Annotated in this window: 24 protein-coding genes; 8 read left to right on the forward strand and 16 right to left on the reverse strand. The window is 72.4% G+C overall.

The window, feature by feature from the left end; all coding sequences use genetic code 11:
- Positions 1-28: 28 nt before the first annotated feature.
- The 5 genes from BUB75_RS16500 to BUB75_RS16520 form a co-directional block, all read right to left on the reverse strand.
- The gene (locus BUB75_RS16500) at positions 29-805 is read right to left on the reverse strand and encodes an anti-sigma factor (RefSeq protein ID WP_073258032.1); all 777 of its coding nucleotides are present in this window, start codon (positions 803-805) and stop codon (positions 29-31) included.
- On the reverse strand, positions 786-1,412 hold the full coding sequence (locus BUB75_RS16505) for an RNA polymerase sigma factor (protein ID WP_084741285.1): 627 nt from the start codon (positions 1,410-1,412) through the stop codon (positions 786-788). The genes BUB75_RS16500 and BUB75_RS16505 overlap by 20 nt, the downstream gene beginning before the upstream one ends.
- Positions 1,409-2,056 carry a class F sortase gene (locus tag BUB75_RS16510; protein ID WP_073258034.1) on the reverse strand — a complete coding sequence of 216 codons (648 nt, stop codon included), beginning with the start codon at positions 2,054-2,056 and terminating at the stop codon, positions 1,409-1,411. Before BUB75_RS16510 ends, BUB75_RS16505 begins: the two co-directional genes overlap by 4 nt.
- A 21-nt stretch (positions 2,057-2,077) precedes the next feature.
- The gene (locus tag BUB75_RS16515) at positions 2,078-2,905 is read right to left on the reverse strand and encodes a DUF4397 domain-containing protein (protein WP_073258036.1); all 828 of its coding nucleotides are present in this window, start codon (positions 2,903-2,905) and stop codon (positions 2,078-2,080) included.
- A 108-nt stretch (positions 2,906-3,013) separates the two neighbouring features.
- Positions 3,014-3,790: a M50 family metallopeptidase gene (locus tag BUB75_RS16520; protein ID WP_073258038.1), complete on the reverse strand. Its 777-nt coding sequence runs from the start codon at positions 3,788-3,790 to the stop codon at positions 3,014-3,016.
- Positions 3,791-3,985: 195 nt separating this feature from the next.
- Between BUB75_RS16520 and BUB75_RS16525 the strand changes: the two genes are divergently transcribed.
- Positions 3,986-4,486, forward strand: a complete 501-nt coding sequence (locus tag BUB75_RS16525) for a Rieske (2Fe-2S) protein (protein WP_073258040.1) — start codon at positions 3,986-3,988, stop codon at positions 4,484-4,486.
- Here the strand turns inward: BUB75_RS16525 and BUB75_RS16530 are convergent.
- The gene (locus BUB75_RS16530; protein WP_073258042.1) at positions 4,483-5,241 is read right to left on the reverse strand and encodes an SDR family oxidoreductase; all 759 of its coding nucleotides are present in this window, start codon (positions 5,239-5,241) and stop codon (positions 4,483-4,485) included. The genes BUB75_RS16525 and BUB75_RS16530 overlap by 4 nt on opposite strands.
- A 289-nt stretch (positions 5,242-5,530) precedes the next feature.
- On the opposite strand from BUB75_RS16530, the gene BUB75_RS16535 reads away from it, so the two are divergent.
- Both BUB75_RS16535 and BUB75_RS16540 read left to right on the forward strand, forming a co-directional pair.
- On the forward strand, positions 5,531-6,709 hold the full coding sequence (locus BUB75_RS16535; RefSeq protein WP_073258044.1) for a sugar phosphate isomerase/epimerase: 1,179 nt from the start codon (positions 5,531-5,533) through the stop codon (positions 6,707-6,709).
- 77 nt (positions 6,710-6,786) lie between these two features.
- Positions 6,787-7,581 carry an alpha/beta fold hydrolase gene (locus BUB75_RS16540; RefSeq protein ID WP_073258046.1) on the forward strand — a complete coding sequence of 265 codons (795 nt, stop codon included), beginning with the start codon at positions 6,787-6,789 and terminating at the stop codon, positions 7,579-7,581.
- A gap of 22 nt (positions 7,582-7,603) precedes the next feature.
- Here BUB75_RS16540 and BUB75_RS16545 read toward each other — a convergent pair whose 3' ends face one another.
- A complete protein-coding gene (locus tag BUB75_RS16545; protein ID WP_073258048.1) occupies positions 7,604-9,211 on the reverse strand; it encodes a class I adenylate-forming enzyme family protein in 1,608 nt (535 codons plus the stop codon).
- Positions 9,212-9,293: 82 nt separating this feature from the next.
- The gene (locus tag BUB75_RS16550) at positions 9,294-9,689 is read right to left on the reverse strand and encodes a DUF3224 domain-containing protein (RefSeq protein ID WP_073258050.1); all 396 of its coding nucleotides are present in this window, start codon (positions 9,687-9,689) and stop codon (positions 9,294-9,296) included.
- A gap of 85 nt (positions 9,690-9,774) precedes the next feature.
- Here BUB75_RS16550 and BUB75_RS16555 point away from each other — a divergent pair, with 85 nt between their 5' ends.
- Positions 9,775-10,254, forward strand: coding sequence for a nucleoside deaminase (locus BUB75_RS16555; RefSeq protein ID WP_073258052.1), 480 nt, complete (start codon positions 9,775-9,777; stop codon positions 10,252-10,254).
- Positions 10,255-10,339: 85 nt separating this feature from the next.
- On the opposite strand, the gene BUB75_RS16560 is transcribed toward BUB75_RS16555, so the two are convergent.
- On the reverse strand, positions 10,340-11,917 hold the full coding sequence (locus BUB75_RS16560) for a CocE/NonD family hydrolase (RefSeq protein ID WP_143175246.1): 1,578 nt from the start codon (positions 11,915-11,917) through the stop codon (positions 10,340-10,342).
- Positions 11,918-12,001: 84 nt separating this feature from the next.
- On the opposite strand from BUB75_RS16560, the gene BUB75_RS16565 reads away from it, so the two are divergent.
- A complete protein-coding gene (locus tag BUB75_RS16565) occupies positions 12,002-12,427 on the forward strand; it encodes a response regulator transcription factor (protein ID WP_073258054.1) in 426 nt (141 codons plus the stop codon).
- On the opposite strand, the gene BUB75_RS45220 is transcribed toward BUB75_RS16565, so the two are convergent.
- Positions 12,424-13,620, reverse strand: coding sequence for a hypothetical protein (locus tag BUB75_RS45220; protein ID WP_143175247.1), 1,197 nt, complete (start codon positions 13,618-13,620; stop codon positions 12,424-12,426). The two genes, BUB75_RS16565 and BUB75_RS45220, sit on opposite strands and share 4 nt — an antisense overlap.
- A 112-nt stretch (positions 13,621-13,732) precedes the next feature.
- Entirely contained in the window at positions 13,733-14,335 is a 603-nt protein-coding gene (locus BUB75_RS16575; protein ID WP_218617559.1) for a phospholipase A2, read from the reverse strand.
- Positions 14,336-14,538: 203 nt separating this feature from the next.
- Between BUB75_RS16575 and BUB75_RS16580 the strand changes: the two genes are divergently transcribed.
- Together BUB75_RS16580 and BUB75_RS16585 are read left to right on the forward strand one after the other, a co-directional pair.
- The gene (locus BUB75_RS16580; protein WP_178379881.1) at positions 14,539-15,741 is read left to right on the forward strand and encodes a sensor histidine kinase; all 1,203 of its coding nucleotides are present in this window, start codon (positions 14,539-14,541) and stop codon (positions 15,739-15,741) included.
- A complete protein-coding gene (locus BUB75_RS16585; protein ID WP_245806269.1) occupies positions 15,734-16,408 on the forward strand; it encodes a response regulator in 675 nt (224 codons plus the stop codon). The genes BUB75_RS16580 and BUB75_RS16585 overlap by 8 nt, the downstream gene beginning before the upstream one ends.
- On the opposite strand, the gene BUB75_RS16590 is transcribed toward BUB75_RS16585, so the two are convergent.
- From BUB75_RS16590 to BUB75_RS16600, 3 genes are all read right to left on the reverse strand, one after another.
- On the reverse strand, positions 16,405-16,884 hold the full coding sequence (locus tag BUB75_RS16590; protein ID WP_073258500.1) for a DM13 domain-containing protein: 480 nt from the start codon (positions 16,882-16,884) through the stop codon (positions 16,405-16,407). The two genes, BUB75_RS16585 and BUB75_RS16590, sit on opposite strands and share 4 nt — an antisense overlap.
- Positions 16,885-17,025: 141 nt before the next feature.
- Complete coding sequence (locus tag BUB75_RS16595) at positions 17,026-17,736, reverse strand: 4'-phosphopantetheinyl transferase family protein (RefSeq protein ID WP_218617560.1); 711 nt, start codon at positions 17,734-17,736, stop codon at positions 17,026-17,028.
- Entirely contained in the window at positions 17,730-18,725 is a 996-nt protein-coding gene (locus BUB75_RS16600; protein WP_178379882.1) for an expansin EXLX1 family cellulose-binding protein, read from the reverse strand. The genes BUB75_RS16595 and BUB75_RS16600 overlap by 7 nt, the downstream gene beginning before the upstream one ends.
- A gap of 221 nt (positions 18,726-18,946) precedes the next feature.
- On the opposite strand from BUB75_RS16600, the gene BUB75_RS16605 reads away from it, so the two are divergent.
- Positions 18,947-20,827, forward strand: coding sequence for a glycoside hydrolase family 15 protein (locus tag BUB75_RS16605; RefSeq protein WP_073258061.1), 1,881 nt, complete (start codon positions 18,947-18,949; stop codon positions 20,825-20,827).
- A 4-nt stretch (positions 20,828-20,831) separates the two neighbouring features.
- On the opposite strand, the gene BUB75_RS16610 is transcribed toward BUB75_RS16605, so the two are convergent.
- The gene (locus BUB75_RS16610; protein WP_073258063.1) at positions 20,832-21,479 is read right to left on the reverse strand and encodes a histidine phosphatase family protein; all 648 of its coding nucleotides are present in this window, start codon (positions 21,477-21,479) and stop codon (positions 20,832-20,834) included.
- Between the two features lie 13 nt (positions 21,480-21,492).
- Positions 21,493-22,548 (reverse strand): phosphotransferase family protein, encoded by a 1,056-nt coding sequence (locus tag BUB75_RS16615; RefSeq protein ID WP_073258065.1) that lies wholly within the window; start codon positions 22,546-22,548, stop codon positions 21,493-21,495.
- Positions 22,549-22,592 lie beyond the last annotated feature (44 nt).

Raw genomic sequence — 22,592 nt, forward strand, 5'->3', positions numbered from 1 at the left:
CGACAGCTGGTACGACCCAGTACCAAATTCACCGGCGCAGCTCGCCGCGGAGCACGCTGGTGGCCGAGTGCGCCGGATCGCCGTCGAACGTCTCCGCGGAGATGTCGATGCCACGCCAGCCCGCCGGGTCCAGGCCCGGCGGCACCGGGAACCGCACCACCTCACCTGGCCGGACTGCCCCCATCGCCTGCATCCGGACGGTTCCCGGCACGAACATCCACGCCTCGTAGAAGCCGTCGGTCAGCGGCAGGTCGCGCACGTCGATCTCGAGTGCGAGGCGGTCGCCGGTGCGGATCAGCCGGGCGTCGCCGGTGCTGCCCCTGCCCTCGTTGCCGACCGGGGCCAGCGCTGTCGACGCGACCACGGTGCTCGCGGGGGCATCCGGGCGGCGGACCTCCTGCCAGCCCAGGGTCGCCCCCACGCCGAGCACGACGCCGAGCACGCACGCCGCGGCGGCGGTAAGGATCCGCCGACCACGCCCCGCCCGACGGCCTCCGACCACCGCGTGTCCACCGGCATCGCGTCCGCCGTGGGACAGCGGGACCACCTCGGCGGCGCGCGGGCTCTCGGACCGGACCTCGGCCTCGATCGCGTCCCAGACGCGCGGCGGAGGCGGCGGAGGCTGCAGGTCGTCCGCGTCGGCCTCCCGGCCAAGCCCGACGACGTGCCGTAGCGCCGCGTACTCCCGGCCGCAGATCGGGCACTCCGCGAGGTGGGCCCGCGCCCACTGCTCCTCGGCATCGGCCGGCGGCGTCTCCTCGTCGAGCGCCAGCAGGGTCAGTCGTTCAGGGTCGACGTGCCGCATGGTCCACCTCCTCCCACGAGCGACGTAACTGGCTGAGGCCGCGGCGCAAGTGTGATTTCACCGTGCCGAGCGGTAGGCCGGTCAAGCCGGCGATCTGGGTGTGCGTGAGATCGTCGAAGAATGCCAGTTGGACGACCCGGCGTTGCTCCGGGCTGAGCTGGGCGAGCCGGTCGGCCACCACCAGCCGGTCCAGCACGCGTTCCGGACCGGGATGCGCAGGCACCGGCTCGGCTGCCTCGACGACTCGCGCCACCCGTTCCTCACGCTGCAGAGCGCGGAGTCGGTCGATCATCTGACGCTTGGCGATGCCGATCAGCCAGGCTGCCAGCCGTCCCCGCTCCGGGTCGAACGTCGCCCGCCCGCGCCAGGCCGCGACGAACGTCGCCTGAGTGAGGTCCTCCGCGTCGCTCGGGCTGGGCAGCGTCTGCCTACCGAGGCGGTAGACGAGGCCGCCCCACCGGTCGTACATCGCGCGCAGGACGCTCTCGTCGCCTGCCGCGAATCGGGCGGCGAGTAGGTCGTCGCTGTCCACGGACTCCGGCGGCCAGCCGCCGGTCGTGTCCGGTGATCGGCCGGCTTGTGAACCGGCGTCTCCGCCTGGGGTCATGGGCCGGCCTCCTCGACGGCGGTGACCACGATGTTGTCGCGGTAGGAACGGGTGGCACTGTCGAACGATCCGCCGCAGGTGACGAGCGTCAGACGAGGCTCGCCCTCCCGGCTGAACAGGCGGTCGAGCGGTACCGCGGACTTGTCGAACACCTCGCGGGCGACGAGGCGGTACTGACGGTCCGTGCCATCGGTACCGGTGATCGTCAGTCGATCGCCGATGCCGAGGTTCCGCAACTCGAAGAACGCCCCCTCGCCCTGATCGGCGTCGTCGACGTGCCCCGCGATCACCGTTGATCCCGCCCGCGCGTCGAGGGCGGGTCCGTAGCGGTACCAACCCACCCGGTCGACCGCGCGCGGGACCTCCATCTCCCCGGTGTCCGGTTCGACGCCGACCGGCAGGACGACGGCGTCGACGCCGATGTCGGGGATGCGGAGCCGCTGCGGAGCGACCGGAACACGCCCCGGATCGGGCCCCCGGGTCGGCGCGTCGGTGCTCCGGGTCGGCGCCGCGAGCTGCTCGGCGGACGCGGCGCCCACCGTGGTGGGCGGCTCGGCCGGTCGCCGCGCCACCACGATCGTGGTCACCGCGACGAGCACCAGGAGGACACCGACGCCGAACGCGACGGCCGTGGAACGGCGCATACCGATCGCTCCGCAGCCCGGTCAGCGGCGCGCGGTGGCGAGCTTGGCGCCGGCCGCGGTCAGCACGAGCAGTCCGAGCGCACCGGTCACCAGCGCGTACGGCGGCACGCCGGCTCCGCTACCCCGTTCTCCGCTACCCAGCCCGGCGGGCACCGCCGACGGGTTGGAGTGCAGCCCGTCGATGGTCTGCGCGACGACGGCGAGCGTCTTGTCGGTCGCCGAGCCGATCGCGTACACGACCGTGGCCGTGCCTTCCTTCAGCTCGACGTCGGCCGGCCCGATCACCGGCTGGCTCTGACCGGCGAGGACGACGTCCGCGCTCACCGTGCCTGCCGGCAGGTCGGCCTTGGCCTCGTTCGGGTTGGTCAGCCCGGAGAACGCGACCTTCTGGTTCGCGCGCACGTCGACGGCGGGCGCGGCGGCGGTGTGCCGGACGATCAGCCGTGCCTGCCCGGCAGCGACCTTCGAGACGTCGTTGACGAACGGCGTCAGCGTCGGTTTGCCGGATGCGTCGAGATGGGCGACGACGCTGACGTTCGCGCCGGCCGGCACATCGACGTCGTTCGCCTCGACGACGGCCGCCGCGTTGCCGTCCGGCGCGTCACCGGCGACGACCTTCAGGTCGTACGCGCCGGCCGGGAGTGACAGCGGCCCGGCGACGGTGCTGGGCGCGAAGTTGTCGAGCGTGCGCTTGCCGTTGACGTAGACATCCACGGTCGCGCCGGGGATTCCGTGCACCACGGAAACCTGGGCGGGGTCGGCCGCGGAAGCGGGCGCGGACAGGCCGATGCCGATCAGCGTCAGGGTGGCAGCGGCTGCGGCCGCCGCGGCGGCGCGGGAGCGAGACATGCGGGTCCTCCTCGGGACGTTCCGGTCGCGCGGACGAGTGGGGCGCTCGGCCCGTACTCGACTGCTTCTACGACCGGCACCCGCCGGACGGATGCACCCGTCGGAAGTTCACGCCACCAGCAGCAGCCACCCGCCGAACACGAGGGCCGCCCAGCACAGGACGAGGTGCAGCAGAGCCCAGATGATCTGCGGCACGTACGTCATCTCGCGCAGGATGAGGTGATCCGACTTCGACTTCGCCTTGGGATCGATCTTCCGCGCCGACCGGCTCAACAGCGGTCGCACCTGGGGCGCGCCGATCAGCAGCAGCGACCAGACCAGCAGGTAGGCGACGAGCGTCTGCACGGCCACCGGCGTCGTCCACGCCACGAACAGCAGCGGCCCGCCGAGCAGCAGCACGATCATCACGCCGTAGAAATTCTGCATCAGCCACAGCAGCCCGACGAACAGCACGATCGCCAGCCAGAGCACCGCCACCGGGTGATCGCGGGAGAGCAGCCAGGCACCCAGCAACCCGAGGAGCGGCGGCCCCGCGTACCCGGCGAACGTGGTGACGAAGTCGGAGAAGCCCTTGACCACGACCTTCGTCGCCGGGTTGCCCCGACGCGGGATCGTCACGCCCTTCACTTCGCCGAGCAGGCCGGCGAAGAACGCGTGCGAGCCCTCGTGGCCGGAGTGCCCCAACCGCGCCATCGCGGCGGTACCGACGAAGAGCAGCGCGGTGAAGCCGGTCAGAAGCACGAGCCAGACCGGGGCCGACGGCTGGCGCGCCGCGATCTGTTCGGTGATCTCCCCGATCCGGCCGGACGTCGTCGAGTTCGGCGACGGCGTCGGTACCGGTGTCGGCGCCAGCAGGACGGATAACGGCAGCAGGCCAGCTGTCATGGCGCCCCCCGGCGATGACGCGGAGCCCACCCCTGACCCCGCCCGACGTGCCCGGCCGCGACGGCCGGGTCCCCCACGTCGGGGCCGAGGTTCGCATCGCTCGCCTCGATGAGCGACCACCGAACGACCCTCATGACTACCCGAGTTCACGGCGTTACTCAGAGTTGCGACACTGAACGGGACCTAGGGGGATGGATGGGCGAAAAAAAGGCAGTTTCCCGCCGCACGGTGGTGGCCGGTGTCGGCGTCCTCACCGCCACGGCGACGCTGGTCGCCTGCAGTTCGTACGAGGACGACGAGAGCTCCGATACCGCCACCACCGAGGCCGCCACGACCGGAGCCGCGGCAACGACCGGAGCCGCGGCCACGACCGGAGCCGCCACCACCGGCGCGGCGACCACCCCGGCCGGCACCGCACTGGGTTCCAGCAGCACCATCCCGGTCGGCGGCGGAACGATCTACAAAACCCAGAAGGTCGTCGTGACCCAGCCGACCGCGGGCACCTACAAAGGGTTCAGCGCCGTCTGCACACACCAGGGCTGCACGGTCGGGACCGTGACGAACGGCGAGATCATCTGCACCTGCCACGACAGCCATTTTTCGGCGACCGACGGCTCGGTGATCTCCGGCCCGGCGAAGACGGCGCTGCCGTCCGAAACCGTCCAGGTCTCCGACGGCACGGTCTACCTGACCTAGACGATCTTGCGGAGCAGCGCCGCCGGGGCGATCCGGTAGAGCGGGGCGATCAGACGCCACGGCCAGCCGGGAACGTACGCGGTGGCCGGTTCCCGCTCGATCGCCCGCGCCAGCGCACGGCAGCCGGTCTCCGCGTCGACGATGAACGGCACGCCGGCGACCTTCTCGTTGATCGCGGTCCGGATGTAGCCGGGGTGGATGGCCGACACCCGGATCGGGGTGCCCACGACGTCCATCCGGACGCCCTCGGCCAGCGTCGACAGCCCGGCCTTGGTCGCCGCGTAGACGGTCTGCGCCCGGCGCGCGCCACGCAGCGCCGCCACCGACGAGATGACGACGAGGTGGCCGGAGTTCTGCTCCCGGAACAGCTCCATCGCCGCCTCGCACTGAGCCAGCGCGGCGACGAAGTTGGTCTCCGCGGTCTCCCGGTTCGCGGCGAACCGCCCGGTGCCGAGCGAGGCGCCCTTACCTAAGCCCGCGTTGACCACGACCCGGTCGATCTGCCCGAGCCCGCTGGCGAACGAGCGGAACGTCCGGAACACCGCGTCGTGGTCGGTCACGTCGAGGCTGTGGATCGCCACCCGGATCCCCGGGTTCGCCGCGACCAGTTCCTCGCGGAGCGTCTCCAGCTGATCGAGCCGCCGGGCACAGAGCGCCAGGTTCCGGCCGCGCGCGGCGAACTCCCGCGCCATGCCCGCCCCCAGCCCGGAACTCGCTCCGGTGATCAGGATGTTGCTGCGCACGGAGCGTGGCATCTCCAGAGTCCTCCAGGCCTGCGGTGGTGGCGGACCACGATTCTGACTCCTGCCCCAACAGCCCCATCAGGCGCCTACTGTCACTCAGACGGATCACGCACGGCGAGATCGGTCACCGAACCTGGATCACGCGAGCACAGATCCGATAGGGTGCACCTCCCGGGTGCCAAAAGATCCTTTATTCACGCTTTGTAAAGGACCACCGATGACGTCGTGGCTAGGCGGGGTGCCGTTGATCAACGGCGCGGGGCGAGCGGCCGGGTAATGAGTTCCCGTACGAGGTTGTGCCATGGGTGACGGACCACTGTCCTACTGTGCCGACCTGCACCCTGCCGCCGACCTCGACGACGTCGTCCGGCACCTCGACCGGTACGCCGAGCCGATCCGGCGGGCGGTACCGCTGGCCCGCCTCGGGCTCGGGTTGCGCTTACCGCCTGCCGTCGCGTCCGGGCTGGCCGCCGACCGGAGCGCCCGCCGACGGCTCCGCGTCGAACTGGACGCCCGCGGCCTGGAAGTCGTCACGCTGAACACCGGCGGGCACGAGCCGCGGTGGACCGACCCGGCGAGGCTGCGGTACTCGCTGGACTGCGCGACCGTGCTCGCCGACCTGCTTCCCGACCGGCTCGCCTACGGCTCGCTCGGCACGCTGCCCCTGGGGTGGCGGCAGCCCTGGTCACCTGCTGACGACGCGGCCGCGCACGCCTTCATCGAGACGCTCGTCGCGACGCTCCGCACGATCGACACCGTCCACGGCCGACCGGTGACGCTCGCGCTCGAACCGGCACCGGGGTACGTGCTCGACACCGTCCCGGACGCCGTGCGGTGGCTCGCCGGGCGGGTCGATCCGCGGTACGTCGGCGTCTGCGTCGATACGTGCGCACTGGCGGTCTCGTTCCTGGACCCGGGCGGCGTCGTCTCCGCGGTCTATCGAGCCGGGTTCACCGTTCAGAAGATCCAGGCGGCCACCGCGCTGCAGGTCGACGATCCCCGGGACCCGGCCGCCCGGATGGTGCTGGCCGGTCTCGCGGCCGACGTGCCGCAGCCGGTGCGCGAACGGCAACCGAACGGGACGACGCGCGGGGCCGACGACCTGCCGTACGCGCTCGCCCAGCTGCCCGGCTCCGGGCCGTGGCGGGTGGGCAGGCACCTTCCGCTGCACGTCCGGCCCGAGGCGCCGCTGCGCGCGACGACCGGCGTGCTGCGGGCGACCGTGCAGGCCGTGCTCGCGGAGACCGGCACGCTCGACTTCCCGCAGGTCGAGCTCGACGTCTGCCCGCATGCCGCCGGGCTGACCGACGCCGCGGCGCTGGTCGCGGGCGTGGCGGCGGACGTCGCGTGCGTCGCCGAGCTGCTGGACGAGCTCGGGTTGGGCACCGGCGACACCGCGGCCGTCGACGAGAGCGTCCCGCTGGCCGGGCACAGCCTCGGCGGCCCGATGACCCGCGTCGGCAGCGCCTACGTCGGGTAGAAATTCCGAAAACCCTACCCGCGAGTAAGGTTCTCGGTCAGGATGTCTCCACGCGATACGGAGACAGGTGATGAGCGATGACGCTGGTCTACGACCGCCGTGGATCCGGCTCCCCGCTGGTGTTGTTCCACGGGATCGGGCACCGCTGGCAGGCGTGGGAACCCGTCCTGGACCGGCTCGCCGAGCACCACGACGTGATCGCGGTCGACCTGCCGGGATTCGGGCGCTCGCCGCTGCCGGCCGACGGTCCACCGGCCACTATCGACGCTCTGGTCGCCGAGGTCGCTCGCTGGCTGAACGACGACCTGGGCATCGAGCGCCCACACGTGGCGGGTAACAGCCTCGGTGGCGCGGTGGCGCTCGAACTGGCGAAGGCGAACCTGGTGTCGACGGCCACCGCACTGGCGCCTGCCGGGTTCTTCCGCGGGTGGGAGATCCGCTGGGCGCTGACGATCCTGCGGTCGCTGCGGGCGGCGTCCCACCTGCCGGAGCCGGTGCTGAGGATGGCGTCGAACGTGCGGTGGTTACGCGCGCTCACGTTCGGCACGCTGGTCGCGCACCCGACCCGGATCTCCGCGGAGCGCGCGTTCGGGGACACGCTCGCGCTTCGTGACGCGACGGCGTTCGGCAGCCTGGCGCGGGGCGCCGCCGGGTACGAGTTTCGCGGTCAACCCGGCGTACCGGTGACGATCGCCTGGGGCACCCGCGACCGGATCCTGCTGCCCCGCCAGGCCGAGCGGGCCACCCGCCGGTTGCCGACCGCCCGGCACGTCACGCTCCCGCGCTGCGGTCACGTGCCGATGAGCGACGCGCCCGAGCTGGTGGCGTCGACGATCCTGGCCACGGTCGCCGCGGCCCCGCGCCTGGCCTGACCCCCGGCGATGCCCGCGGCCGTCAGACCGTGCGGCGGAGGGCCTTGCGGTCGAGTTTGCCGACCGACGTCAGCGGGATCGCATCGACGATCCGGACGTCACGCGGGTACTTCACGGCGGCGAGCTGCGACCGCCCGTACGCGACGAGATCCTCGGTCGTGGCGCTCGCTCCCGGACGGAGCTGGACGAACGCGACGACCTCCTCACCCCGCCGCGGATCGGGCCGGCCGACGACCGCGCAGAGCGCCACGTCCGGATGCGTCAGCATGGCCTCCTCGACGTCCCGCGGGTACACGTTGAAGCCGTCCCGGATGATCAGGTCCTTGATCCGGTCGACGACGTAGAGGTGGCCGTCCGCGTCCTGGTGGCCGATGTCGCCGGTGTGGAACCAACCGTCCCGCAGCGCGTACGCGGTCTCCTCCGGCGAGTTCCAGTAGGCGGTCATCAGCATCGGGCCCCTGGCGCAGATCTCGCCGTCCTCACCCGGGTCGGCGACCGTCCCGTCGGGGCGCTCGATCCGCACCTCGACGTTCGGCATCGCCACCCCGACGCTGCCCGGACGCTGGGTTCCCGGTTTCGCCGCCGAGATGCCGCCGGCCAGCTCCGAGCAGCCGTACCCCTCGTGGATCTCGACGCCCGGCACCCGACGCTTGAAGTCCTCCGCCACCTGCGCGGGGAGCGGCGCGCCACCGCTGGCGATCCGGCGCAGCGCGGAGAGGTCGTAGTCCTCCATCGGCTGAGTCATGATCAGCTGCAGCATCGACGGCACCACCGCACTGACCTGCGCCCGATGTTCTTCGGCCAGCCGCAGCCAGCCGACCGGGTCGAACCACCGCATCAGGACGCTGGTGCGGGGCGTCGCGGCGTGCACCGCCATCACACTGACCGTCAGCCCGTAGACGTGCGAGAGCGGCAGCGGCAGCAGCGCCACCCGCAGGTCGTCGTCCTGTTCGGACGCGTGCGTCATCGCCCAGGCCGCCGCGGACATCGCGTCGTGGGTCAGCATGACGCCCTTCGAGCGGCCGGTCGTGCCACCGGTGTAGAGCAGGCCGGCCAGGTCGCTCGGTTGCCGCGCGACCTGGGGCGACTCCGCAGCGCTCTCCAGCTGCGCGAAGTCCAGCACGGCCGGTAAGCCGGGCGCCGGGCCCGCGGCGGTACCACCCGCAGCCCCGGGGGCGGGGCCCGCCGCGGCGGCGGGCAGCGCGCCCGCCACCACGATGCCGCGCACGGTGGGGACGCCCTGCGCGGCGGTCTGCACCTTGGGCAGGAACTCCGGGGTCGTGATCACGAACGCGGCTTCGCTGTCGCGCAGCACGTGGGCGATCTCGGACTCGCTGAGCAGGAACAACACCGGGGTGGTCGCACCGCCGGCCCACCAGGTCCCGTGGTAGGCGACGCCCACCTCGGGGCAGTTGGCCATGCACACCACGACGCGGTCGCCGGGGCGGAGGCCGGACTCGCGCAGGCCGGTCGCGAACCGGCGGGCACGGGCGCCCAGCTCGGCGTGCGTCCAGCGCTGGTCCTCGAAGATCAGCATGCCCTCACCGATGCGCTCCCAGGAGCGCTCGACCAGCTGGGAGAGCGTACTGCCGGTGGGCGCCGTTACAGGGGCGGCGTGGACGTCGGTCATCGTTGACCTCTTTCGACGGCGGCCATCCCACCGTAAAGCCGCCCGCGCGACCCCTACCGGAGAACGAGAGAAACCGGCGATATCACCGATCCGGCAGCTCGTAGTCCAACGTGAACGTGTGTGACCCGTCCTCGTGCCGTTCCAGCACTGCCGTCCCGATCAGCCCGGTCAGCTCGCCGGTCGGCGAGCCGGCGACGACCTCCCATCGCGCGTCGGTGTGGCTGGCCGCGTGCAGCAGGACGAAGCTGCCCTTCCGGCCGTGGACGCTGCCGACGATCCGCTCCAGCGCCACGTACGCGGCGGACCCCTCGACCGGCGTCTGGGCGGCCAGCATGTGCACGGTGCTGGTCGCCTCGACGTCGCCGGTGAACACCTTGGTGAGCAGCGCGGACGAGAGCACGGTCTCCCCGTCCGCGCCGTCCGGCTGACCGACGGCGTCGAAGCTCTCGACGGTGAACGAAGCAGTGGCACGGGACACGAGTGGCTCCTGGATCTCGGTGGGCGGTCGACGTCGATCCTGGGGCCAATTCCTGACACCCTCTGTCAGGAGGAAAAATAAGGTCATGGCGCTCACCGAGCTCGATACCGACCACCTCCGCACCGCGATCGGGGTGGCGCGGAACGCCCGGATCAACGGAAACCACCCGTTCGGGGCCATCCTCATCGACGCCGCGGGCGACCAGGTGCTGGCAGCCGAGAACAGCGTCGTCACCAGCCGGGATGCCACCGGGCACGCGGAGACGAACCTGGTGCGGCTGGCCAGCCGGCGGTTCGCACCGCACGAGCTGGCCGCGTGCACGCTCTACACGAGCACCGAGCCGTGCGCGATGTGCTCGGGCGCGATCTACTGGGCCGGGATCGGCCGGGTGGTGTTCGCGCTCGCCGAGTCCGAGTTGCGGGAGCTGACCGGCGCGAACCCGAAGAACCCGACCCTCGCGCTGACGTGCCGCGAGGTGTTCGCGCGCGGTCAGCGGGAGATCACGGTCGAGGGCCCGATCGACCTCCCCGAGGCCCGCGCCGCACACGTCGGCTTCTGGGACTGAGCCACCACGCCGCCCGATGACGCGAAACCGGCCCGTAAGACGCGCTTACGCACCGGTTTCACGTCATCCCGCGCGGGCTCGGCGCTCAGTACACCGGCAGCGTCAGCGTGCCGCCGAAGGTTTCCCGGCGGGCGCGCACCGTTCGGGTGGCGGTGGCAGCCGGCTCGCCGGTGCCGAGGTTCCGCGCGAACCGGGGATACGCGCCGCCGGACACCTGCAACCGGAGCCGGTGCCCGGCGCGCACCCGGTACGCGGTCGGCCGCAGCTCCACCGGGACGTCGAGCCCTGCGCCGGGTCGCAGCCGGACGAACCCGTCGGTGATCGTCATCGAGCGGCCGGACGGTTCGACGTCGCAGAGCCGGACGAACACGTCCCCGTGGCCCGGTTCGCTCCGAATCCGCACCACCGCACTCACCTCGCCGACCAGGTCCAGATCGGACGTCAGCGCGTTACCGGTGTAACACAGGACGTCGGGCCTGGCCTCGATCGCCCGATTGTCGGCGGGCCCGGCGTCCCGGCCGATCACCGGGCCGCCGACGGTCGGCGTCGGGTCGGCCGGGTCGTAGTACGTCACGTCCGGCTCGGCCGCGGCCACCGGCGTCGTCCCCAGCCCGCCGCCCGGCCCGAAATGCCACGTCGTCGGCGTGCTCGGCGGCGGCCACTGCTCCGCGTCCAGCCAGCGCCCGCCGTGCTGCAGCCAGAGCCGTACCGGTGCGCGCTCGCTCGCCGGCGCGCCCAGCAGCACGGTCGAGAGGTGGTCGAACGCGTCCCGGCTCGCCGCCACCGCACCCCGGACGTCCACGTGGGACCCCGGGCCGATCGTCAGCCGCGGCTGCCTGCCCGCCTTCTGCAGCGCCACCACGTCGCGGAGCTGGTTGAGCAGGAAGATGTCCCACCACACCGTGTACATCGAGATCGGCGCGGTGACCGACCCCGCGCCCGCGGAGTGGTCGGTCGGCGTCCAGAAGTCGTCGTCCGGCTCGGCGTGCGCGACGACCTCCTGCCAGTAGGAGCTCGCCGTACCGATCCCGGACAGCGGCAGGCCCGCCATCACCCGTCGGTTGCGCCGGGCGTCCACACCGAGCAGGCCACGGACGAGACCACCCCGGCGGCTCTCCTGCTGCGCGACCATCACGCCCCACTCGAACGCGCCGCGCAGCCCGACGCCGCCCCCGAGGTACGTGGAGCTGGTGAACTCCGAACCGGTGATCGCCGGGCACATCGCGGCCAGCGGCGGGTCGGCGTACGGCGCGATCGCCCACTGGGTGTAGCCCAGGTAGCTCGACCCCATCGTCGCGACCCGCCCGTCGCACCACGGCTGTTCCCGCAGCCAGGCAACGGTGGCCAGCCCGTCGTCGCGCTCGTGGTGAAACGCCTCGAAGCGGCCGCCGGAGCCGAACGTCCCGCGCACGCTCTGGATCACCACCTGCAGGCCGCGCCGCGCGAACGGAGCGCCGTAGAGCAACGCGAGCTGCCGGCGCCTGCCGTACGGCGTGCGAACCAGCACCACCGGCGCGGGTTCGTCGTCCGGCGCGTACCGGTCGGCCAGCAGCGTCACACCGTCCGGCATCGGGACCCGCAGGTCGAGTTCTACCTGGTAGCGCCCGGTTCTGCCGGGGAGCCGCAGCACCCGGTCGATCAGCGCGTCCCGCAGCCTCGTCACCGCGCCACCGTAACGATCGATGCTCACAGCATCGACACAGGTGCTGTTCAGCACCGGCTCAGGCTCGGGGCCGACAAAGGAACCATGACGATCACGACCGACAGCTATAACCCGCCCCGCGGGGCGGGCTCCGTCATCGAGCCCGGTTGGGGAGCACTCCCCGACGAGCTGCCCGGTCCCGCGGTCCTAGTGACCGTCGTCGGGCCGGGCAGCCTTGCCGCCCTCGCCGAACAGCTCCCGCCGCACTGGAGCGTGCGCTGCGCGCCACTGGCCGAGGTGGGCGACACCGATCTCCTGGTGATCGGCGGCGCCTCCGGCGCGCGGATCCGCGCCGCGGTCCGGCAGCACCCCGGCACGCCGGTGGTCGGCGTCGTCGACAGTTACGCGTCCGCCGAGCAGGTGGTCGAAGTGCTGGAGGCCGGTGCCGACGCGTGCGTCCGCTCGGGCCTGCCGGCGCTGGTCAGCAGCCACCTGCGGGCCTGCCACCGGCGCCGGGCGCTCGCGGCCTAGCGCCTGGTGTGCTCGTGGACGAGGTCGAGACCGGCGTCCTCGGTGTCCTTCGGAGCCTTGGGGTTGCGCCGCCGGAGCAGCAGGAACCGGCGGTCGAAGTAGCCCAGCACGAGGTACAAGAAGAGCAGCGCGACGCCGATCTGTACCCCGACCGGTAGGCGGTGCTCGGCCGCCGCCGGGGTCAGCGGCTCGGAGTCGGCGACCGGGGCCTTCGGCCCCTCCGCCACCGGCGGGAAAAGCTCCACTGCTGCGGACGCCGTGGGCCGCGCCGTTTCCGCGCCGGACCCTCGGGGTGCGCGCCCGTCCGGCCCGGCACCACTCGGCGCGGCCGGGGCTACGCGCTGGTCAGCCGAGTCGGCCGGGTCACCGGCCGGCGGCGCGATCTCAGCACGGTCGGGCCGCTGCGCACGGGCCCCAGCCCCACGCTCCGCACGGCGGGCCGCCTGCTCTGCCTGCCGCTGGGCCAAGGCGACCTCGGCCTCAGCGCGCTGCGCGGCCCTCTGTTCTGCCGCGCGCTCAGCCGCCGCCCTCTGTTCTGCCGCGCGCTCAGCCGCCGCCCGCTGCGCGGAAGCGCGCTGCCCGGCCGCCCGCAGGGCGGCTGCGCGTTCGGCGGCTGCGCGTTGGGCAGCCCCACGCTGAGCCGCAGCGCGTTGGGCCGCAGCGCGTTGCGCGGCCTGGGCCGCTGCGCGTTGGGCGGCCTGCGTGGCAGCGCGTTGGGCCGCAGCGCGTTGCGCGGCCTGGGCCGCTGCGCGTTGGGCGGCCTGCGTGGCAGCGCGTTGGGCGGCAGCGCGTTGGGCGGCCCCACGCTGAGCCGCTGCGCGTTGGGCCGCTGCGCGTTGGGCCGCTGCGCGTTGGGCTGTGGCCCCCTGGGGGGCGCGGGCCTCGGACTTTGGCTGGCCCGGGCGTCCCGGCCAGTAGTACTCGGGCGGGCGGTGCGCCCGCGGCCAGGTCGTTCCCGCCTCGGCCCACGGATCCGCCGCGTCCGGTCCCCAGCCCCACGGTTCGGCCGCCCCTCCCCCGGGCCAGCTCTGCTCGTAGACCCCGGTGGCGCGCGGCAGCTCCCAGTCGCTCGGCGCGTCCCACGGCGACCCCCAGCCGTCGTCGGCCACCGCCGACGTCGCCGAGCCGCAGAGCAGCAGCGCCGCGGCACCGGTGCTCGCGCACACGGTCCGTAGCCCTCTCTTCGCGGACATCGCCTGGCTCCTCTGAGGCTCCGAATAGGACGGGTCGCCGACTGTTCGCTCGGCAGTCGCCTCCGAGGAAAACAGATATTTGCCCCCAAACCGGGATGACACGCCACGTCACTCACCACTCACAGACCCGACGCCGTGCACGCGCCGCGATGAACGCGTTGAGCACAACCGGCGCGAGCGTCAGACCGGACGCGATCAGGACCCACCGGAGCACGGGCTCCGGGCGGGGTTCCCGCCAGTCCTGGCGCCACGAGTTCGTCACCACCGCCGCGTGATACGCCGCCGCGGCCAGCGGACAGCCGACCGCACCCCGCAGCGCCGCACACCGCGCGTCCATCGCACGGCCGAACGCGGCGTCGATCGCCGCCCGCGCCCACGGACCGAGCGGCTGCCCCACCCGCGCGGCGTATCGCAGCAGGTCGTAACCCAGGTCGTGGGTCCGGCAGGCGGTCGTGAAGTCGTACCGCGTGGGCCCGGTCGGCGCCGAGCACGCCCCGCGCGGCGTCCCCCAGGCGCCATCGGCCCGAACCGGCCGGTACCCCATCACCGCGACGAAGTCGCCCGGCAGCGCGAGCCGGTCGTGCGCGGTCAGCTCCCGCACCGCGACCCCGGCCGCGGTGTCCCGCCGCTGGTCGGGCAGCGCTCCCGCGGCGTCCCCGCCGAGCACCCCGGCCAGCAGCACGAAGACCAGCACCGTCCACACTCGCCGTTTCACCGCGAATCACCCCTCGGGGCAGCGGATCGGCGCTGCCGGGGCGAGACGTTAGGAACGTATTCGTTGCGGATCGTCCGGCTCGGGCGTGATCTGAAACGTCGCTCGCGCAGGTGGGCCGGCCCGGGATGTCACCCCCCGGTAGCACGCCGACCACCCACACCGGTATGACGACTCGCCACGGGAGGCCGCCCTACGCTCGGACCGTGCGGATATCGACGCTGTTCAGAACCCGAGGCGGCCAGCCGGAGCACGTGCGCTCCGCGCTCTGGACGCTGCTGGCGCTCGGGGGTTACTTCCCGCTCGCGCTCCTCGGCACGCCGTCGGTGCTCGACGTGAACGGCGACATGCTGGTGGTCGTGGCCGCCGCCCAGGCCGTGCCGTTCTACCTGCTCAGGCGTAATCCGATCGCCGCCTGGTACACCGCGGTCGCCGTCGCGCTGGCCCTGCCCGCGCTGTTCCCGGTCCTCGACTCCGACCCGTGGAAATGGCCCCCGCTGCTGGGCGTCACCCTGATCGCGGCGTACGCGAACCTCTGCGCCCGCGCCCCGCGCCGGCTCGCCGCCGGGGCCTGGGTGATCGCACCGTTGCTGTTCTGGTTCTCCTCGATCCCGGCAGCCCGAGCAGGCTGGCTCGCTGCGCTGGTCGCGATCGCGGTCGTCGCGGACATCACCCGGACGCTGCGCCGGACCCGGCAGGCGCTCGGCGAGGAACGAGAGCTGACCGAGGCCGAAAAGCACCGCCGCGCGGTGCTCGAGGAACGCGCCCGGATCGCCCGTGACCTGCACGACGTCGTCGCGCACCACATGTCGATGGTCGTCGTACAGGCCGAGACCGCCCCGTACCGGTTGACCGGCCTGACACCGGAGGCCACCGCCGACTTCGCCGCGATCAGCCGGACTGCCCGCGAGGCGTTGAACGAGGTCCGCGGCCTGCTGGGCGTCCTGCGCAGCGAGGAGATCTCAGCCGACCTGCGCCCGCAGCCCGGGCTCACAGAACTCGGCGACCTGGTCGGGGCCGCGGTGCGGGCGGGCGCCGACGTCGCGGTGACCGAGGTCGGCGAGCGGCGCACGGTCCGGCCGGGCGTCGACGTCGGTGCCTACCGGATCGTGCAGGAGTCGCTGGCCAACGCCGCCCGGCACGCACCGGGTGCGCCGGTGCGGGTCGAGGTCGAGTACGCCCCGGACGCCGTCGAAGTGAGCGTCGTGAACGCCGCCTCCACGAACGGTGGCCCGCCCGCAGAGCGTCCCCCACTCGAACCGGGCGCTCCGGAAGGGCACGGCCTGACCGGGATGACCGAGCGCGCGAACGTGGTCGGCGGTGAACTGCGGGCCGGGCCGACGCCCGATGGCGGGTTCGCGGTCTGGGCCCGCCTGCCGACCCACGCGGCGGAGGTCGTCGGTGGCTGACGGCACGGTGCGCCTGGTGATCGTCGACGACCAGGCGATGGTGCGGCAGGGGTTCAGCGCGCTGCTCGACGCGCAGTCCGACCTGTCGGTGGTCGGTCAGGCCGCGAACGGTGCCGAGGCGGTGGCGCTGGCCCGCCGCGTCCGGCCGGACGTCGTCCTGATGGATGTACGAATGCCGGTGATGGACGGGCTGGAGGCCACGCGCCGGATCCTCGACGGACCGGCGGCGCAGCCGCCTCGGGTCCTCATGCTGACGACGTTCGATCTGGACGACTACGTCTACGCGGCGCTGCGGGCCGGCGCCAGCGGTTTCCTGCTCAAGGACGCCCCGGTGGACGACCTGGTGCAGGCCGTCCGGGTGGTCGCCGCCGGTGACGCGTTGCTGGCGCCCTCGGTGACCCGGCGGCTGATCGCCGACTTCGCCCGCCGTCCGGCCACTCACCGCGCGCGTCCGGAGCGGCTCCGGGTCCTGACGCCACGGGAGACCGAGGTGCTGACGCTGATCGCCCGCGGGCTCTCGAACGGCGAGATCGCGGCCGGGCTGGTGGTGTCCGAGCAGACCGTCAAGACGCACGTCGGCCGCATCCTGGCCAAGCTCGACCTGCGCGACCGGGCCCAGGCCGTCGTGCTCGCCTACGAGACCGCCCTGGTCGAGCCGGGCGGCTAGACCGCGGTCAGTTGGGCGGCGCCGAACGAGACGTGGAACCGCGCGCACCAAATCGAGACGCTGGTCAGCGTCTTCAGGTCGGCGTCGGCGGGCACCTCGTAGTTCTGGCTGCCGAGGTTGCCCTTCAGATCGCCGAGATCAACGTGCTTGCCGTCGTCGAACACCCGCCAACCGGCAGTCCCCTCGATGACGGGCGCGTTGGTCAGCCAGATCTTGACGTCCGGACCGTCGGAGGTCTTGAGGTTCTCGATCCGGAGGATCCGGCTGCCGTCCGGCTGCTGGAACAGGATGACCGTGCCGCTGGTGTCGTGCTCGTGGCTGATCAGCGTGCCGCGGGCGAGGACGGTGGTTTCCCTCGCGCTCTCGGCCGAGCCCGTGGTGCCGACGCTCGGCGCGGCCTCTTCGACCGTGGTGTTCGTGAACGCGCGCCAGGGCTCGAACAGCGCCAGCCCGGCGCCGAGCCCCAATCCGATCATCGCAACGAGGGTATAGAGCAGCGGGCGACGCACCGGTTCTCCTAGGCGGACGGACGGCGCGTCGAGGGGGCCGCGCCGAGGTGGCCCTGACCGTAGCGTCGAGCTGGGTGAACGCCGGTCAGCTAGCCGACTCTCCAGCTGTCACCGCGACGACGCTTCGGCGAGCACCGGGCCGGCGTCCAGTTCGGTGACGGCCGGCGTCGGGGTGTCCAGCACGGCCAGGCAGGCTCGGTAGCCGGCGCCCGGGTCGAGCGTCCGGAGCACGGTCCGGCCCGGGAGGTCGTCGCGGTGTGCCCGGACGAGCGCCGGAGCGGCGTCCGCCGGGCTGACCACGACCTGCTTGAGACCGACGCGGAGCCCCTCGCCGGTCGCCTTGAGCACGGCTTCCTTGCGCACCCAATAGGTGATCAGCTCGTCCGGGGCTGCTGATTCCTCCGGTGAGAGCACCATCTCGCGCACGTCGACGTCGGCGCGTCGCACCTGCGCCTCGACGTCGACGCCGAGCGCGCCGGTGCGGCCGATCGCCACCGCTACCCGGTCACCGGAGTGGGACACCGAGCACTCCCAGCCCGCCGCAGGCAACGCGGGTCGCCCGTGCGGCCGGTCGCAGTCCGGGCACGACCGGGTGACCGTGAGACGCTCCGGAGCGACGCCCAGGTGCGCGCCGCCCAGCAGCCGCAACAGCGCCGCGGCCACCGTGAAGCGTGCGCGGTCCTCGTCCCGCCGGAACGTCGCGCGGCGGCTGCGTTCGACGTCGTCGAGCAGGCCGGCCAGCGCGTCGGGACTGGCGTCGGTCAGCGGGCGCGCCCACCAGACCTGGCACTCCCCCGGCGCCAGCGGCCGAATCAGCACTGCTGGGGTTCGGCGACCACGCTCGAGGTGGCGTCGGGACGTCCGGCTGCGGGCTGGTTCGGCGCATCGGTGGCGGCGATGGCCGGGGGCAGCGTGAGCGTCCGCTTCGGCGTTGGCGTCACCGAGGGTGACGGGGACTTCGACTTCTTGGTGGTCGGCGTGCCGCCGCCGGAGCCGGAGTACATGTAGACGCCGGTGCTGGCCGTCGAGCCGCTGGAGAGGTTGACGCCGCTGACCGTCGTCACGTGGCCCTGGAGGTCGGTGACGCGGATCCGGAACGGGCCACCGCCGGCGGCATCGGCCGTGAAGTACCCGTCGCCGCGGCGGGACGTGGTCTGCCAGCCGTTGCCGCCGTCGACCTCGACCTTCGTCAGCTGGTTGCCGTGGTTGATCGGCAGCAGCGCCAGGTAGTACGGGGTGGCTTCTTCCACCTTGAACTTCAGCGGGCCGGGCACCGCCGGGTTCGCGACCGCGCGGTAGGTGACCGGGATGATGCCGGCGTCGGGGTCGGCGAGCTGCGAGAACGCCTTCTCGCTCAGGTCGATCTGGCCGGGCGCGCACGGCGCACAGGCGTCGATGACCTGGACGCGCACCGTGTTGCCGTTCGGGCCGGTGATGTTGAAGTACGTGCCGCAGGCCGCCCCGCCGGAGAACTCGTCGAAGCCGAGCGCGAGGTACATGCCGTCGGCGGGCGGGCCGTCGTACGAGCAGCCGGATCCGCCGGACGCGGCGAGGTCGAAGAACGTGGAGGTGCCGGAGCGGGAGTCGCCGGGCTGGGGCACCGCGGCCGGTAACGCGGCCCGTAACGCGCGGGGCTCCATCGCACAGGCGGCCTCTGACAAGCCCTTGAAGGCGCCGACCAGCAGGATCACCGAAGCGAGCACCGCCACGCCGATGAGCGCGGGGGCGCCCCAGCGCAGCCAGCCCTGCGGCCTGCGCCGCCGTCCCTTGTGCTGTTGTTGCTGTGCATTCGGATCCAACGCAGTCACTTCCAGCGCCTCTTCTCCCCCGCCGGACATCCTGCCCCACACGGTCAACGGTGGCCACTATCGGAGGTCGAGCAGCACACAGCAAACCTCAAGCTTCCCCGGGCCCACTGGTTGCCTCCTGCAACTCAGGCGACCGGATACCACCCCGACGGGATGACGCCGACCGCGGCCGGCGGGGCGCATTCTCGCGGGAACAACCGGACCAGCGAGGGGACCGAACCGTGTCCGACTACCCGCTCATCGCCGAGCACGGCCTGATCGGCGACCTGCAGACCGCCGCGCTGGTGGCTACCGACGGGACGATCGACTGGTTCTGCGCGCCACGCTTCGACGCTCCGAGCGTCTTCGGGGCGCTCCTCGACCATCAGCGCGGCGGATACTGCCGCATCCGGCCCGCCGCCGACGCGTTCACGACCAGGCAGCTGTACTTCCCCGACACCGCGGTGCTGGTCACCCGCTTCCTGACCGAGGCAGGCGTCGGCGAGGTCATCGACTTCATGCCGATCTGTCCCGGTCGTACCCCGGCCGACCAGCACCGCATCGTGCGCCTGGTGCGATGCGTCCGCGGCCGGCTCGACTTCGTCTTCGACATCGCACCGCGGTTCGACTACGGGCGCGAGCCGCACGAGACGCACCTCGCCGACCATGGCGTCGTGTTCCACGGCAAGCAGACCGCGATGACCGTGCACCTGGTCCACCACGGCGACGAGACCGGACCGGCCTCCGCCCGGATCGACGCGGACGGCGACGTCCACGGCGACGTGCTCCTCACCGCGGGTGAGGTACGCGGACTGGTGCTGGAGACGGGTGTCGCCGGCCCGCCGCGCCGGTACGACGTCGCGGAAGCACTGCGCCTGTTCGACGAGACCGTGGACTTCTGGGAGTCCTGGCTCGCCGGCTCGACGTACACCGGGCGGTGGCGCGAGGCGGTCGACCGGTCCGCGATCACGCTGAAGCTGATGACGTACGCGCCCACCGGAGGCCTGGTCGCGGCACCCACCGCGGGCCTACCCGAGCAGATCGGCGGCGAGCGCAACTGGGACTACCGGTACACCTGGGTCCGGGACGCCTCGTTCTCGGTGTACTCACTGCTCGGGCTGGGCTTCACCGAGGAGGCGGCGGACCTCGGGCGGTGGCTGCGGGATCGCGTCGAGGAGCGGACCGAATCGAACGGCAGCGGACCGCTGAACATCATGTACCGGGTCGACGGGTCGAGCGACCTGTCCGAGGAGGTCCTCGACCACTGGGAGGGGTACCGCGGCTCGGCGCCGGTCCGGATCGGCAATGGCGCGTCCGGCCAGTTGCAGCTGGACATCTTCGGCGAGGCCCTGGACAGCATCTACTTCGCCGACCAGCGGGGCGTGGGGATCGGCCACCGCGGCTGGCTCGGGGTACGGGCGGTCCTCGACTGGGTGGCGGACAACTGGGACCAACCGGAGGAAGGCATCTGGGAGACCCGCGGCGGACGGCAGGACTTCACGTACGGCCGCCTGATGTGTTGGGTCGCGCTGGACCGGGGTATTCGCCTGGCCACCGCACACGGGCGCCCGGCACCGCTCGACCGCTGGCACCGCGAGCGGGACGCGATCTACGAGCAGATCATGGACCGCGGCTGGAGTCCGAAGCGCCAGGCGTTCCGTCAGCACTACGACACCGACGTCCTGGACTCCTCGCTGCTGCGGATGCCGACCGTCGGCTTCATCTCCCCGTCCGACCCGATGTGGGCGTCGACGATCCGGGCCATGGACGCGGAGCTGGTCACCGACAGCCTCGTCTACCGCTACGACCCGGCGGCCTCGCCCGACGGCCTCCGCGGCTCCGAGGGGACGTTCTCGCTGTGCACGTTCGCCTACGTCACCGCGCTGGCACGGGGCGGCGAGCTCGACAAGGCGCGGGTGACGTTCGAGAAGATGCTCACGTACGCGAACCACCTCGGCCTGTTCGCCGAGGAGGTGGGGCTGACCGGTGAGCAGCTCGGCAACTTCCCGCAGGCGTTCACCCACCTCGCGCTGATCGACGCCGCGCTCGCGCTGGACGAGCAGCTGGCCCTGCATCCCACGGCCGCCGCGACCCGCCACACCCTACTCACCCCCCGCGGGTGAGGCGCTACCGATACGTGACCTGGGCCGCGGGCAGGTGCGCGTGGTCGTTGAACGAGATCAGCGCGATACCGCCACGCCCGGAGACGACCTTCGTGATGCCCCCGTTGATGACGACGCGGTGCAGCGCCACGCACCCCGCGGGCGCCAGCCCGAGCAGCCGGGCACAGATCGCGGTGATCACACCCCCGGACGTGAACACCGCACCGGAGCCGCCCTTGCCCAGCCCGGCCAGCACATCTTCCAGCCCCGCCCACACCCGCGCGCCGAACTCCTCCCACGGCGGCGTCCCCGGCGGCGCCAACGCCCCGGAGATCCACTGCTCCAGAGCGGCGTCCAGAACCGTCTGGAACTCGCGCGAGGAGGTCGGGACCGGGCCCGCCTGAACCTGCTGCGCCAGCCCGAGGTGGTCGTACTCGTCGAACCGGTCGTCGATCGTGAAGTCACCGGGTAGCCCGGCGGCCTTCAGGCAGAGCTCCGCCGTGTCGCGCTGGCGGCGGAGCGCGCCGGACACCGCCCGGTCGATCCGGATCTGATTCTCGGCGAGCGCGAGCCCCACGGTCCGGGACTGCTCCCGTCCGAGGTCGGACAGCTCGTCGTACTCCGCGGCACCGAACGACGCCTGCCCGTGCCGGATCAGGTGGACGACGGCCATCAGCGTGGCCCCCTCACCGGTGAGACTGTCGGATGACCTTGCGCGCGCGCCAGATCAGGTAGTTGACGTTGATCCAGAACTGCCGGAACGCCGGGTTCCTGGTCTGCTTGTGGTGATAACGGTAGTAGATCTGCTGGGCGATCGCCGCCAGCCGGAACAGCCCGAACACCTCGTAGAACGCCCAGTTCTCCGGCTTCAGCCCGGCCCGGTCGCAGTAGTACTCGACGACTTCCTGCCGGGTCGGCATCCCGGGCAGGTGGGTGGGCTGGCGCCGCCCGCGCTGCGAGAGGTACGGGTCGTCGTGCTGGATCCAGTACGCCAGCGCCCCACCGAGGTCCATCAGCGGGTCACCGATCGTCGCCATCTCCCAGTCCAGGACGCCGACCACCCGCATTGGGTCGTCCGGCGCCAGGACCACGTTGTCCAGCCGGTAGTCGTTGTGGATGATGCAGGACCGGACGTCGTCCGGCTGGTTGTCGGCGAGCCAGGACATCACACCCTCGGCCTTCGGGGCATTCCAGGTGCGCGCCTTGCGGTACCGGTCCGACCAGCCCTTCACCTGACGGCCGACGTAGCCGGCGCCCCGCCCCAGGTCGGCCAGCCCCGCCGCCTCCGGGTCGACGTCGTGCAGCTCGACCAGCGTGTCGATCACCGTGAACGCGAGCGTCCGGGCCTCGAGCGGGTTGAGCGTGACCTCCGGCGGAAAGTCCTTGCGCGGGATCGTGCCGTCGATGCGGTCCATGACGTAGAAGTCGGCGCCGACGACGTCCTGGTCGTCGCAGAACGCCACCATGTCCGGCACGTACCGGAACACCGGCTTCAGGTGTTTCTGGACCCGGTATTCGCGCTTCATGTCGTGCGCCGACGACGCTTTCCGGCCGGCCGGCGGGCGGCGGAGGATCAGCTCGCGGTCCGGGTAGCGCAGCAGGTACGTGAGGTTGGAGGCGCCTCCGGAGAACTGCCTGACCTCCGGAGGCTCGCCCAGCCCGTCGACCCGCTCGGACAGCCACCCGTGGACCTTGGCGACGTCGAACGCGTCTTCGCTGCGTACTGCTCGGGTTCCATCCACGGTACGGCACGGTACCGGCCCGGCCGCTTACCGAACCGTTTCAG

The organism is Cryptosporangium aurantiacum, assembly GCF_900143005.1.
GTDB lineage: Bacteria > Actinomycetota > Actinomycetes > Mycobacteriales > Cryptosporangiaceae > Cryptosporangium > Cryptosporangium aurantiacum.